The organism is Streptomyces sp. NPDC091272, assembly GCF_044757485.1.
Taxonomy (GTDB): domain Bacteria; phylum Actinomycetota; class Actinomycetes; order Streptomycetales; family Streptomycetaceae; genus Streptomyces.
In genome coordinates this window covers 444396-458687 of sequence record NZ_JBIVVC010000002.1, presented here as the reverse complement: position 1 = coordinate 458687, position 14292 = coordinate 444396, and the positions used below count along the sequence as shown (strand labels likewise).

Below are 14292 nucleotides of genomic sequence, written 5' to 3'. Positions count from 1 at the left end.
CGAACGTGGTTTCCACCGTGCGCTGTCTCTTTCGGACCTGCTGGTTGCCGCGACTGCCGAGCACAGCGACGCAGTCGTCCTCCACCACGACGCCGACTGCGACATGATTGTCGACATCACCGGGCAGCGCTGCCAGTGGATCGTGCAGCCGGGATCGGCTGACTGCCGCACCACGCTCCGCAGTCGGTGTCAACGACGGCGAAGTCGCGGGGGCATCCACATCGAAGTCCGGCAGACCGACCTGGCTTGGCCGGCAGCGAACCGGTCCAGCCAACATGCAGCGACGGGTACGCGAACGGGGCCGCCCCCGACTCGGGTCGACCCCGTCTGACCTGCGAACTTGGTTAGCTCGTGCGATCGACGCCGTGGAGCGCCCTACACGTTGAAGCGGAACGCCGGAACCAGATTTTTGACCTGCGCAAACGCCGGAGCAGCGGTGTGGATCCAGCCAGGATCCAGCCGCCGGAAACGGTGGAGCGACCGGCCGTCCCCGGCCGCTGCCCCGCCCTCCTGTAGCAGAACTCCCAGCGAAAACGACACCATTTAGTGCTACCGTTTGGTGTCGTTTGTTTCGCTGAGGGGAGTTACGCATGTCCCGGACAATGATCGACCTGGACGACGAGATGGTCGCGCAGGCCAAGGAGATATACGGCACGAAGACCAAGGCAGCCGCCGTGCGTGCGGCTGTGGAGGATGCCGTGAAGCGCCGTCTCCGCCAGCAGTTCATCGACGCCGTCAAGTCGGGGGAGCTCGACTTCGGCGAGATCGTCGAGAACACGAAGGTGCCGGACCCCGACCGGGACACGAGGGCAGTCTGAGTGAGCGCTCCGTTCCTGGTCGACAAGTCAGCCCTCGCCCGCTGGCACCTGCCGCTGGTCGCCGCCGTCCTCGATCCGCTCCACGAACGAGGACTGCTGGCGATCTGCCCTGCCGTCGAGTACGAGCTCATGTACAGCATTCGCGGAAAGAGCGAGGCCCCCGGCGTCGCAGCGTGGCTCCGGGGCTTCGACTACCTCTACGGCGACGACCAGGTCTTCGATCGCGCCCTGGAGGTTCAGCGTGCCGCTGTTGAGCGTGGCTTCCACCGCGCGCTGTCCCTCCCGGACCTGCTCGTCGCCGCGACTGCCGAGCTGAGCGGCGCAATCGTCCTCCACCACGACGCCGACTACGACATGATCGCCGGCATCACCGGGCAGCGCTGCCAGTGGGTCGTGGAGCCGGGGACGGCCGACTGACGCAACATGCTCCGCGTTCCAGCTGGCTGGCCGCCACCGGCTTGACTCCTGTCCACCTAAACGATCAGCCGGACATCGCGGATTCAACCTGATTATTGAGTGCAACACAGGGAGCGACCAAGGGACGCTCACCAAATGGATAACGGGAGGAACCGCGCCAGCCTGGCAAAGGCTCTACCAGGCCACTTGCGAAGTCGTCCTCAAGTAGCTGGGAAACGTCGTCCTTCACAGGAAGAATCTCAGCGTCGAAGAGCCTAGAGGTCAGCGCCTCAGCCAGAGGCGGAGGTACGGCATTGCCAATGATGACCTGAACCTCGGTGCGAGTCAGATCGTAGCGAGGCTTGACCCTCTCATCGACGAAGCGAAAATAATCCGGGAAGCCTTGGATGCGCGCGGCCTCGTGGGCGGTCAGACATCGAGGGGCCCCGGGGTGGACAAAACGTCCACGACCCATCGTTGCAAACCCACTGGTGATGGTCTGAGATGGGCGGTCCCACCACAAGCGACCATACATCGAGGTGTAGTTGTGCTCGCCCCGATGACACTCAGGACGCTCTTCGTTCGGCAGATTGTGCACATCATTTTCGAAGAGATACTTCATACGTCGCTGGTTATCCGGATTAGGCACGGAAGCTTCGTCGAAGAAGGACTTTGCCTGAATGTCGAGCAGGTCGCCGATCGCCCAATTTAGATCATGGGGTTCGGCACCATGGTTTTCGACCCGCAGCAGATCAGCGGCCGAGTACCCAAAAGGCAGCGCATCTTCGCGGACAGCGAGCAGTATATGGCGCTTACGCGTCTGGGCGACCCCGAGCTTGAGTAGGTCGATACGACTGGTAGCGACATCGTATCCAAGCTTCTTAAGGTGAGCGATAGTGCGGGAGACCACCTGCTGCTTGTCATTGACAACGGCCAGCACATTCTCGATGACCACTGCACGGGGGGCCAGGACCTCTGCAGCACGAGCCATGCGCAGATACAAGCGGTTCTTGGGGTCGTCGCGGCGGGTGTGGTTGTTGAGGTTGCTGTGCCCCTGACATGGCGGCCCTCCGATGAGGAGTCCCACCTCACCCACCATTGAGACGGTCTCGGTCTCCTGCAGCGTCAGCGAGGCCCCCAGGGGGCCGTCGAAGTAGGACTCGACGGTCCCCTCTTGAACATTGGCCTTGGGGAAGTTGACCTTGAAGACTTTGGTGGGAGCAGCCTCGAAGTCGACCGCGAGACGAACATCAAGCGCGACGCCACGCTTGTGGGCCGCCTGGGCAATGCCGAGGGTGAGGCCACCACAGCCAGCGAAGAGGTCCACGACCCTCAGGGAGCCTTTGCCCTCTTCGAACTTCGGTCGCCGCTTGGCACGCAGAGGGTAACGCTCGCCCACGTGTGACCCCTATCTGCGCTTCCTCATCGAACTGGCTGAACGAGCCGTCATGATACTCGATCAAGGATGGGTGCGAGCCCTACCTTCCATTCTAGGCGAAATACGCCTTTTGGGTGGTTTGTCATAGTGGGCGCGGCAGGAGACTCCGTGCGACCAGTAAGAGTCCCCGCGATTTGCCACTTGCGGCGTGGCCCGTGCGGCGCACATTCGTCGCCGAGCGCAAGCAAGAATGGTCACCGAGAGTGACTCTCCGTCTACGTAATCCAGGGCTAGACTTCTGCAGCGCTCCCGGCTCGGTCGACGAAGGACAGCAGCATGCCGCTAGAGGTCAACAAGCACGTCCAACAGATACGTGGTTACCAGCCGTTCGACGTCGGCACCTCTGAAATGGTCTACGAACTGCAGGGGGACGGTACGCAGCCACAGTTCCGCGTAGTGACGCTGGACTACCTGCTAGCTGCCATTGAGCAACCGACTTTGAAGACTCTCGTCCTCACCGGGGACGCCGGGCATGGCAAGACGAGCCTGTGTGCCAGCCTACTGGCCATGCTGCGGGTCAAGGACGGTGACGAGACGACCCCACAAGATGTTGACCGGAGGGCAGTTTTCCGCGAGCTTTCAGCGGCTGGCGGCGACGCCAACCGCCCTATCGGCCGGACCCGTAACGGACGCCCTCTCTACGTCCTCAGAGACCTCAGCGAACTCAGCCCTCAGGCAGGTGCCCAGAAGCTTGTGGAGCTACTTGACCCTCCGGACGAGGGCCTCGCGATCATCTGCGCAAATGAGGGCCAGCTACGGAAGTGCGTTGCCGAAGACGACAACCTTGATAAGGGTGGTGGTACCGGGCGCGCCAAAATTCTAGTGGAGACCCTTACGGCAGGGATCGTCCGCGGGCAGGTCAGCGACCCCGATGGCACCGTCGCTGTCATCAACCTGAACTACCAGTCCGTAGCGGCCGACAACCCCAACGGCGGGCTCATCTCCTGGGTTCTTAAGCAGTGGACGACGACGCAATGGGGGCGGTGGAAGCCCTGTGAGACCTGTGATGCGCAGAAGGTCTGCCCGATCCTTGCCAACCGCAACGAGCTAAACGATCCCACCCGCGGGCCTCAGCGCCGGGCCGCGATCCGGGACGTGTTCGCCGCAGCCGAGCGCACGGGGGCCGTGGTCACGACCCGCCAAGCATTTTCAGTTACCAGCTACATGATCACTGGCGGCTTGTCTTGCGAGAACGTGCATACCAGGTACCAGTGGTCGCGCTCGAGCAGATCGTGGCAGGCTCCCCACTTGTACCATCAGGCGCTCTTCGGCGATCGCCTGTCCCAGCAACAGCGTCATCAAGTTCCTGCCTTCTTCGCGCTACGCAAGTTGGACCCGGGCAGGGTCTCCCGTCGCCAGGTGGACGACCAGCTGGACCCGGATACGGTCGGCGACTTCCCTCCCACGGATGCCAGCAGCTACCTGCAGAAAGTCCGTACGAATCGGGATGCCCAGAAGCAGGCCGAACAGTTGCGAGGCTTGTACACATTCCTGCGACGAGCTGACTTCTTCAACAGCGACGACAACAAGGACCGGTTCGCCCGTATGGGCATGCATGCTGGCGACGACTTCGTCAGCGCCCAGGACAGGAACCGGGACTTGGCCGACACCCGGGTGCGAGATAGCTTCCTCAAAGGTCTGGAGGCCGTCCAGGGCATCCACCGGGCGGGAAGCAACCCTGACTTCCTCGTACTTGACCCTGCCTTCTTCACGCACCGTGCCCGTGCTGCCGTGATCTCCCGACGAGTGGCCAGCAAGGGCGTTGAGGTTGTAGACCAGGTCACCCAGTGGCAAAAGGAAGGCCGCACGGGCGTGCTCCTTGAGATGCGGAACGCCGTCGAATGGCTTAACCGAGCCATCTACATCCGTATCCCGACTGTCGGGCCTGGCGAGGGCACAATCTCGGTGGAGGCAGACCTGCTGCGCTTTGAGTTGCTGACGCGGTGGGCCGCGGGTCTGCGCAGCGAGGTTCAGCACGAGGCAGAGATCCGTGGCCTGAGTGGATCCTTGGCAGAGCTGGCTGACTCCTCAAGCAAGGACGACGAGATCCAAGTGTTGGTGGGCAACGTCATGAGGAAGCTCATGATTGACGTTGGCGACAAGATCAGGTCGGTGCGTGCGTGATGGCTGACCGTTCCAAGGCTGAGGTCGTCCTTCGCCTCTTCGGGGTGAATCTCGAACAGCAGGGCCGCGGTTTCTACGTATCGCTTGAGATGCTCGCGATCGCCCGCGGCGTTTACCTGGCACATGCGGAAGATCCCGAGACGGTCGCAGACCTCCTGGACAACAGAGCTGACGCATCCTACAAGAGGACCTCGCACGACCTGGCTCGGCGGATCGCGACCAAGGCTCGCATCGTTGAGGGCGACGAGGAACTCGGCAAAGCTGTTGAGTTGGACTCTCCCGAAACGATAGAAACGCTCCACGCCTTGTTCTCATCCCTGCTGGTCGAGATCCCAGGGCGTCGTACCCAGCCCAGTTGGTTCGGCGCGCACATCTATCCATTCGTCGGCGAGCTCATCCACTACGACGCAGTCGAGCGACGAATCAAGCAAAGCGATGCTTCTCCCAAGAAGAGCGCAAAGAAGCGCAAGCAGGCCGGCAAGGTCGCTGCTGGCATTAACGCTCCGAGTATCGAGCGCTACCTCTTCCGCGATGGTGGCAGCTGGGCGTACAAGGTCCTTCGCAGCGACTTTGATCCTGATCGCAAGGAAACAACCAGGCAGGGCCTGCGCGACCTGGTACAGGACAGCGGCACCCCGCTGGGCAATCTCGCCAAGGCCCTCAGCATGCACGACTTCGACTACGACGAAGAACCTGTGGAGAGCTCAGACTCAGAGATCAAGTTGCACGAGGATCTCAGCCCGTGGCCTGAACTGCTGAGAGATGGTGCTCGCAACATCGTCGCTCGGACTGCGGCGGTCCCTAGGGCTAAGCGCACCGAGAGCCTTATGCATTGGGTTCCCTACTGCTTGGCACGCCATCAGCTACAACTCGCACGCCAGAAGCTCGGTGCTATCGATCGCGAGTCGATCCTGTTGGACTTCGGTAACGAGGCAACCCCATTGCGCAGAGAGTCGCAGAAGAACCTGGCGGGCTTCCGCAATGACATCGTCAACGCGATCAATGCCCAAGCTCGGGAAATGATCAAAGAAGCTGAAGGCGACGAGTCCAGAAGGCAGCGCTACGAAAGATTCACGAAGGAAGTCGGCACAGCGGTTCAATCCCCTCGAGGCTTCTTCAGCGAGACTCTCGCCGCGGTCGGAGCCCTGAACGCACCTGTCGGGCGACGACACTTCACCATGAAGCCCCCAATGCTTGAGAGCCTGGTATCTGCCACCGTCCCGCAGGGCACGGAGTTGGAGTTCGACCAGTTCTGCGCGCTGATTTACGAGAAGTACGGGCTCGTGGTGGAGAACAAGGTAGCGGCTAGGAGCCCGTTGGCTTCCGAGGTCGACCAGTCTTTCCTTGACCACAACGGCAAGGCATTCCGAGAGAAGCTGGCCGCTATCGGTCTACTCACTCAATACTCAGATGCAACCAGCATGGTTCAAGGGGAGCCCCGGTGATCGACAGCAGTATTCGAGCGCTCGGTCGGTTCGTTGCGGATGAAGCACTCCGCAAGGTCACTGAGATCAGCGGAACTCGTGCCGTCCTGCGAGTCAGCGGCTTCGACCAAGCGACCGTCGCCGAGGCTCTCCGTCGCACGGCCCAGAGGCTATCGGAGTCACCTGACCCTCAGGTTGTCGTCAAGGTCGGCACCCCAGAGCCAATCGAAGGGGTACCTGCTAATTACCTGTTGGCTCCGCAGGACCAGCTAACTAAGTGGCGGAATTCAGGACAAGGTAAGGCGGTATTGCTCTTCGACTGGGGGGAGTCTCCGGACGCGCAGGGGTTGGCGGCCATGAACGTCCTTAACGACGCCACAATCCTGGGCGATTACCATGACGCCTCCGGCGAGCGCGGATTCGACAGGTTCATGGCCGAAGCGTGGCGGGAGGCAAGTGGCAGCAACACCCTTCCGGCCATAATGGCCACTTCTCTGCCGACGATCTGGCGTGCCATCACCGAGGAGGAGCCCCGGTCCCTGCGCCGCTGGGCAGCCTTTTTGGTTGAGGCCACGCAAAAGGTCGCTGCGACCCAGGTCTACACCCCTGACGTGGTCTACCCCGAGATCTCTTCAGCCCTGCCCGCTCTCGACCTCTTCCCTGACCGAGAACTCTCGATCAAGCCCGCAGCGCTGCTAGCCCGGGTCAAGAAGAACGTCTGGGTCAGCGCATTCAAGCAGCCCACCGGTAAGGAGATCACCGAGGACGAGCTGATAGACCGAATCGCCACAACCGAGTTCAGCGAGGAGTCCCTGGGCCACATCGGTATGGACTCCGAGTCTGCCAAATCGCGCATGCGTAGCCTCGTGCTCAATCTCAATCGCAGTGGGCCCACCCCGCAGGATCCTCGTCAGCTGCGTCGCGAGCAGGACCTGCCCCTCTGGCTTGAGGTATTCGAGCAGAAGTCAAAGAAGATCGGCCTGGGCCAGCAGGTCCGCCAAGAGATTGAAAGGACCGCCCCAGAGCGGGTCGACGAATTCGATGCTCTCGTGATCGAAGACGCGCTTGACCGCGGAGACCAGGAAGCCGCACAACACTTCCTTGACGACGCCCCGGCTAATGGAGCCGAACCGTTGGCCGACCTGCTGTCCAAGCGGTCGCGTCGCAAGGTTGAGAAGCTCGCCTTCCCAGACTCTCAGTTCGTCCAGGACCCACTGCGTGCCCTGCTACGCGAGCTGACCTACTTCTCAGACGAAGAGGAAGGCTCGGTCGTCGTAGGGCTTGAAGGCAACCAGGATGCCGGCCGGTGGAGCCGCTGGTTGTTCGCTTTTCTGTACGCACGGACCCTGCGTGACATCCAGGGCTCCACCGGTCTTCGTCTGACCCTGGAAGTCAAGGACTACCTGCTGGACCTGTCCAGGCCACCCCTACCCGAGGATGACGAGCCGTTCGATCCGAACACCTGGGCACCGCTGCGCATCTTGGTCGAGATGGACGGTGCAGCTCAGCGTCGTTTTCGCTGGGACCCACCGAACATCCCTGGGCAGATCGCCCTGGCAGCCCTCATCCACGGTTGGCGAACTCCCCCTGGCCTTGCCAGTAACCTGACCTTCGACACCTTCCTTGAGAAGTTTAATGATCCCCGGCATTGGCAGGTCGACGAGCCTGAGCCCGCCCCCTCATCACATTTCGCTGGCCAGCTGGAACGCCTCAAGCTGGAGCACTTCGAGCGGTTCTCCGATGGGCTTGACTCCGAGAACATCAATGATTACGTACGCGAATGGGAGGGCATACTTCGCGAGGCTCGCACCGCCCTGGTTCCCGACAATGCTCCGAACCCAGACCTTGAGGCCGTCGTCCTGACCGATGTCGTCGGGCTGGCCGATCACCGCATGATGATGCTGGCCACCCACCCGTTGAAGCTGCGTTGGCTGGCAAAAAACTATGCGGAGACCGCTGGCAGTATCAAGACCGCCCTGAACAGGGAGGGAGGTCTGAGCCTCAACCAAGAGAACGAAGACCTCTTCTTCGACGCCATCGACCGGATCTCCCCGCATGGCACGCCGGCGGTCCTAGTCGGACCCGGCGGCACAATCGCTATTCCAATGCGGGAATCGGCCGGTCACGAGGAATATGCTCCGGTCCGCCACGGCGGCAACGAGTCCAAAGAATGGCTATCAAGCGTCGACGAAACGGCGATTGACGAGATGGTCCGCGTCATCACTGATTACCTGACGACCTATCCTCACAAACTTGACGGCCTACGCGTACTGCTTCTGGACCGCAATGGCGACCCTGTCCTGCCGAAGCGCGTGGCCAAGCAGGTACGGGCCAAAAACCCTCGTCTCAAGATTGACCTGGTCGTGCTGGCTCCCCAGGCCACCCATCATGAGATCATCCAGGGTTTCGACCTGGAGTTTTCCGGCGCGGAGATGTCCGAGGACAGCTTCCTGCCTGACGTCCAACTCATCCTGCAGGCATGGGAGCCCGACCAGGAAGCAGACTTGTCACGGCTGGAAGACACCATCGATCTCGCCCTGGCTCCGGCACTTTTCGGCACCCAGACCAGCATCAAGGAGAGCACCAAGAAGGAATCCCTGTCGGGCTCCTTCAGTCCTTGGAAACACCCTGCTTCACATAACTTGGCTCAGACCAGCGAGAACGTCGTAAGAGCACTGTTGCCGGAGACCGCCGACGAGACTCTTGAGTCCTGGTCCACCTTGTGCGTGCGGTACGACCGCCGATCCCCGGTCTCCCGGGAGAGTGTCGACGGTATCGACTACTTCGAAATGCAGGTTCAGTTCGACCAGCACCAAGACTTGTTCGCCACTCTGCACCGCGTGGCTCACTGGGTCGTCACCCTTGACAGCTTCATCGGCCGTGAACAGATCGATGCTCTGCGCAACCGCCCAGATGTCATCCTCGTCAAGCCTGGTATCGGCAAGAATGAGTCCTACACCCTCATCGTCAGCTCGCAGACCGGCCAGCAGTTCGTCGTCAAGCGGTTGCGGCGCCGCCTGGAGCAGATCCGCGTCGTCACCCCGCAGAACTCCGAAGGCACCGCGAAGCGGATTTACGAGGTCGGCCGAAACGTAGCCCCTGGCGCCGTGCTGCGCTCCCTAGGTATCGGCACTACGGTCAACGAACTCGTCGGCCTGGTCGCCACGCGGTTTGTTATCGACCAGCAGTTTCCCGTACCGCAGCAGGGCACGAGCCTAGTCACCTGGATCAGCTTCGATGAGCACCACCGGTGGTTCGGCCGCGGACACAAAACCCGGGCCGACCTGGGCAGGTTCGTACTGTCTGTCCGGGACGACGGTACGGTTCACCTGGATGTTCTGGTCGCTGAGTCCAAGTTCCGCCAGACGTTTGATGTCGGCTCGGCCGAGGAACAGCTCAATCGCACCACCGACCTGTGCGAAGATGCCTTCCGCTCGGGCGGCGAAGCCCGCCACGACCGCCCTTTCTGGCTGGACGAGCTGGCCGCTGCGATCGCTCAGACCAGTGGAAATGCCCTACCGGCCGCAGAACTGCCAGCTCGCACCATAATCGGCAACGACGACCACCGTCAGATTGAGGCGAAGGTTCTTGATGCCCTGCGCTCCGAGGACGTCCAACTCGGCCAAATCACCGGCGTAGCCGTGGCCATCTCAGCTGAGGACGACCAGCCGGCCCCCACAGTCGGAACCCTCGGCGAGCACACTCTGGTGAGGCTGAACAAGCACGAACTGCTGAACCTCATCGGCGCATTGCGCGCCAACCAGGACCCCGCCAACGCCGACTCCCTTATTGTCCCAGGCGACCTAGGTGCGACTCTGAAGCTCCCGGACGCCGTCGTCAGGCCCTTCTCAACAGGCATCACCGTTGAACTGCCTCCGGAAGAACCGGCGCCACCTGTTGTCGGTGACATCGGAACGATTACTCCGACACCCGTAACGAGCCTGCCGGTAGGTGCGCATCCCCCTGCCACAGAGATCGATCCTGTCACTCTGAAATCCCACAGTGGCGGGCTCGACGATGAGGAGCTGAAGCGTCGGTATAACGAGGTCCTTGATGTCTTCGACCGCCACAAGGTCGCAGTGACCGCCCCGGAGATCGGCAAGTGGCAGGACGGGCCCGGCTTTTATGTCTTCCGGTTCATCCCCAAACCTGGAGTAACTGTAGACAAGCTAACTAACCGTCGCGACGAGATCTTCCTGGCCCTTGCGCTTCCCTCTGGGTTCAGTATTCGCACTCGTAGCGACCGCGGTTCCGTGCTCTTCGAGATCCCCAAGATCGACGAAGAGAAGTACGGGGTCGATGCCAAGGTGCTGTGGCAACATTGCCCGGCCGATCCCGAGAGTCTCATCGCTCCGCTGGGCGCCGACATCGAAGGCAACCCAGTGACCATTGATCTGTCCTCTGCGGACTCGCCGCACTTGCTGGTGGCCGGTACTACAGGGTCAGGAAAGTCTGTTGCCCTGGATACGCTCCTCAAGGGTTTGATCCGGTATGACAAGAGCACCCTGCGACTCCGCCTTGTCGATCCCAAAGGCACCGAGCTTGTCGACTTCGAAGATGACCCTCACCTTGATGGCGTGATCGGTATGGACGCCGCTGACGCCATCGAGATTCTTGAGCAGACCGTCGAAGAGATGGCCGTGCGCTACAAGGACATGAAGGCGATCCGGACACGCAAGCTCGTCGAGTACAACGCAAAAGTTGACAAAGCAGACCGAAAGCCTTGGATTGTCATCGTCCTGGACGAATACGCCGACCTCACCAGCGACCCCGAAGAGAAGAAAGAAATCGAAGCGCTACTCAAGCGCCTGACCCAGAAGGCTCGTGCTGCGGGCATCCACGTCATCGCAGCCACTCAGCGTCCGAGCGCGGACGTAATCTCTACGACCATCCGCTCCAACTTCCCCGCCCAGCTCGCTCTGCGAGTTAAGACCGCGACCGACAGCCGCATCATCCTGGACGAGACCGGAGCCGAAGCTCTGGCCGGACAGGGCGACGCCTTCCTGCACACGGCCAAGGGGACCGTACGAGTGCAGGTTGCCTACGACGGCAGCTGACGGCCCACCACATCTCCCGTGCCGACGACTCTGACGTGCCCGGTGGTGACGAATCACCACCGGGCACGTCAGCTGGCCCAAGTCTCTGCCAGATGAGTCGGCGCCTTCACGGGCATCGGTCTCCTGCCAGAACTCGAACCTGCGGCCAAGTACCCCAGGCATCACTACGACTCCCCATCACCCCGGCCCGTCAGGGCGCCGATAAGGCCGTTCACCCCGCCCGGACCGCCGTGGTCACGATGACCCCGCGCCTGCCCCAATTCCTTGTCCGGTTCCACGGCGGCACCCGGGAGGCGGGCGGGTGGAGCCAATTCCGTAGCCGGGGCACCAGGGCTGACCTCGGCACTGGTTGTCGTGTCAGGTTGTGGGCTCTCGGGTCGTAGGGCGTTGTGCATGATGGTTCGGCAGCGGTCCCAGGAGGCGGGGACGAGGTGTCCGTATACGTCGACGGTGGTCTTGATGGGGCGGTGGCCGAGCCAGCGGGAGACCTCGTGGAGGGGGATGCCGTGGGCGAGGGCGGTGGAGGTGAAGAAGTGGCGTAGACCGTGGGGGGTGTACTTGGGGCTGCCGTCGGGTTTGGTGATGCCTGCGTCTTTGAGGGCTTTGCGGAAGTGGTAGCTGTAGGTGTTGGCGGTGGGCATGATTCCCTTGCCCCGCTCCCGCGGGGCGAAGAGGACCTCGATGTCGCCGACCGTTGTGGTGCCCCAGTCGCGGAGGTGGGCGTCGATCTCTTCGGTGAGGAAGGCGGGGGTGGGGATGTCGCGGTACTCGCCTTCGGCCCGGTGCTTGAGCGGGATGAACCGGGTGGTGCAGTCCTTGCGGTGCGCTTTGGTACTGACCTGGCGGCGGACTCGTACGAAGCCGTCGCGGTGGCAGTCGGCGGAGAAGGCGAGGGTCTCGCTGATGCGGAGGCCGAGTCCGGCTTGTAGGTAGATGGTGAGCCGGTACTGCGGGGAGATCTGTTTGGCGATGAGGTCGACCTCGTGGAGGGTGAGGATTTCGTCGTCGTCGACCGCGTGGGTGCTGGTGCGGGGAAGTTTGATGCCGTCGGTGGGGTTGTCGGCCCGCCGCTTCTCCTTGAACGCGGTTTTGAAGATGCTGGAGACCATTTTCATGCGGTCGCGGACGGTGCTGGGGGAGAGCTTGCGGCTGACGGCGGAGACGAAGGCTTCGATGTCCTTGGTCTGGATGGCGATGAGCGTTTTGGTGCCGAGGGCGGGCATGAAGTGGATGCGTAGGAAGCTTTCGTAGTTGCGGTAGGTGCCGTCGGAGATGACCTGGCGTTCCAGCCAGTCGGGGGCGTAGGCGTGTAGGGGGATGTCTCCGCGTTTGGGGTCGAGGAAGTAGCCCTCGTACTTGTCGCGTTCCAGGCGGGCGGCGAAGGCGCCGGCCTGGGTCTTCTTCTCGAAGGTCGGCTGGCGTTCGGCCCGGGTTCCGCCGGGTTCGCGGTAGCGGACGGTCCATGGGTGACCGCAGCGGGGCGTGTTGCAGGGGTAGTTGGCGTTGCGTTTGTCGCTCTTGCAGCGCTGGTAGACGGTGGCCACCGGTTCTCCTTCGGGCAGGGGCATGCACTCCGGGGGTCAGCCGTAGTGCTCGTCGAGGTAGTGGGCGATGTCGCGTTCGCGGAACCGCAGGAGGCGTCCGACCTTCTGCGGCTTGATGCCCCAGGCGCGGTACTTGTTCCTGACGGAGCTCTCGCTGACCCGGAGCCACGCCGCGACCTCTTCCACGGTCAGCAGCCGTTCCCCGCTGTGCCGCGCCGGCCGCCCGCGCCCCCGGGCCACGGATGGATTGCCGGCGTGGTGGTTCGGGGGTACGGGTGGTCGGGTGTGGCTCGGCGGTGGCTCGGATGTCGTCCCGGGCGTCGACCATGGACGCATCGCCTCGGTAGCGACTTCAAGCCCGAACCCGCCTTGCTCGGCGAGAACTTCGGAAGCCTGCGCGGTCGGCCGTTTCCGGCCGTTGCGGGCGGAGCGGGCGCTCTGGCCAGGTGAGGAAGAGGAGTGGGGCATAGCGGATGCACCTCCGAGGGAGCGGACCGGGGAAGTCGCTTCACCTCCTATGGAGAAAATTCGGGCCGATCGTGCCAGTTGCCAATCCTCCGCAATGCCGAGTTCTGCGTGGACATGACATTTCAGATATCGAGAGTGCTCCCTCTTCACCACCACGGCGCATGGCGCGGCTCCGGGTGCAAAGGTGCTGGCTGTTGCCCGATCTGCCACGAGGGGTACGGGATCGTCGGCGAGCAGTCGGCGAGCAGTCGGCGAGTCGGTCGCCGATCGGCGGCGACCGGATCTGGGTCGGCCGGGCCCGTTCCGAGAGCGGGCGCCGTGCGGGGGCGTCGCGGGCCCACGGTGCGCCCCGCATCGCGCGCCCGCCGGGTCGGGCTGAATGCCGCCGGGGCGCGGGCAGACGCCGACGTGGGCGAGCGGCACGGCTTTCGGCGGGCCGGTTCGGGTGGTGCGTGCACCGCACGGGGCCGACCGGATCTGGGGCACCGGACCGACCGCGCCCGAACCCCGGGCACAGCCGTACGCGCCGTGCGGGCAGGTACGGCTCCTTGCGGGCGGTACGGGCGGGAGCGGGGCCGACACGAGGCTGGGCAGCGGATTGCTACGAAGGGCGGAGAGGGAGCGGTCGGCGGAATGGCGGTTACAGGTCTGCGGGTCGGCCCGGTACGCGAATGCAGATCGGGACAACTGCACATACCGATATGCAGGCTGGCCAGATCTGCGGTGGCAGATCGGGCCATGAACTGCGGAAACAGGGTTCCAGGGGTGCTCCAGTCCAAGCGGGACCCCCGATTCGACGCCCGTGGTTGGACCCCAGATAGGGCCCCGGGTGGGACATCGGGCCATACGCCACGGACGCGAGCCTTGCTGCCCCGTCCTTCGGTGGTGGAGCGAAGGTCATCCGTACGGTCTTCGCCGCAGTCTCCGCTCCCTGCGACCGGCGCGGTCTCCTTACGCGGGTCGGCGGTGCCGGCCGCTTCCCGGCGTTACACCGACGGCCGCCACACGGAGTACACGCGGTCG

Annotated in this window: 8 protein-coding genes; 5 read left to right on the top strand and 3 right to left on the bottom strand. The window is 63.0% G+C overall.

The window, feature by feature from the left end; translation table 11 throughout:
* Positions 1-590: 590 nt before the first annotated feature.
* Entirely contained in the window at positions 591-818 is a 228-nt protein-coding gene (locus ACIQM4_RS06830) for a type II toxin-antitoxin system VapB family antitoxin (RefSeq protein ID WP_401587036.1), read from the top strand.
* Entirely contained in the window at positions 819-1235 is a 417-nt protein-coding gene (locus ACIQM4_RS06825) for a PIN domain nuclease (RefSeq protein WP_401587033.1), read from the top strand. It begins immediately after the preceding gene.
* 64 nt (positions 1236-1299) lie between these two features.
* On the opposite strand, the gene ACIQM4_RS06820 is transcribed toward ACIQM4_RS06825, so the two are convergent.
* The gene (locus ACIQM4_RS06820; protein ID WP_401587030.1) at positions 1300-2541 is read right to left on the bottom strand and encodes a DNA cytosine methyltransferase; all 1242 of its coding nucleotides are present in this window, start codon (positions 2539-2541) and stop codon (positions 1300-1302) included.
* Positions 2542-2928: 387 nt separating this feature from the next.
* Between ACIQM4_RS06820 and ACIQM4_RS06815 the strand changes: the two genes are divergently transcribed.
* Genes ACIQM4_RS06815 through ACIQM4_RS06805 form a run of 3 tightly spaced genes read left to right on the top strand, consistent with a single transcriptional unit; the run spans position 2929 to position 11257 of the window.
* On the top strand, positions 2929-4776 hold the full coding sequence (locus ACIQM4_RS06815; RefSeq protein WP_401587027.1) for a hypothetical protein: 1848 nt from the start codon (positions 2929-2931) through the stop codon (positions 4774-4776).
* On the top strand, positions 4776-6221 hold the full coding sequence (locus ACIQM4_RS06810) for a hypothetical protein (protein ID WP_401587024.1): 1446 nt from the start codon (positions 4776-4778) through the stop codon (positions 6219-6221). Before ACIQM4_RS06815 ends, ACIQM4_RS06810 begins: the two co-directional genes overlap by 1 nt.
* The gene (locus ACIQM4_RS06805) at positions 6218-11257 is read left to right on the top strand and encodes an FtsK/SpoIIIE domain-containing protein (protein ID WP_401587022.1); all 5040 of its coding nucleotides are present in this window, start codon (positions 6218-6220) and stop codon (positions 11255-11257) included. Before ACIQM4_RS06810 ends, ACIQM4_RS06805 begins: the two co-directional genes overlap by 4 nt.
* A gap of 164 nt (positions 11258-11421) precedes the next feature.
* On the opposite strand, the gene ACIQM4_RS06800 is transcribed toward ACIQM4_RS06805, so the two are convergent.
* Both ACIQM4_RS06800 and ACIQM4_RS06795 read right to left on the bottom strand, forming a co-directional pair.
* Complete coding sequence (locus ACIQM4_RS06800; protein WP_401587019.1) at positions 11422-12801, bottom strand: tyrosine-type recombinase/integrase; 1380 nt, start codon at positions 12799-12801, stop codon at positions 11422-11424.
* Positions 12802-12837: 36 nt separating this feature from the next.
* Positions 12838-13041, bottom strand: a complete 204-nt coding sequence (locus tag ACIQM4_RS06795) for a helix-turn-helix domain-containing protein (protein ID WP_401587016.1) — start codon at positions 13039-13041, stop codon at positions 12838-12840.
* Positions 13042-14292 lie beyond the last annotated feature (1251 nt).

Coding starts and splice junctions, on each gene's coding strand:
- ACIQM4_RS06830 (WP_401587036.1), top strand. CDS start 591: ATGTCCCGGACAATGATCGACCTGGACGACGAGATGGTCGCGCAGGCC.
- ACIQM4_RS06815 (WP_401587027.1), top strand. CDS start 2,929: ATGCCGCTAGAGGTCAACAAGCACGTCCAACAGATACGTGGTTACCAG.
- ACIQM4_RS06810 (WP_401587024.1), top strand. CDS start 4,776: ATGGCTGACCGTTCCAAGGCTGAGGTCGTCCTTCGCCTCTTCGGGGTG.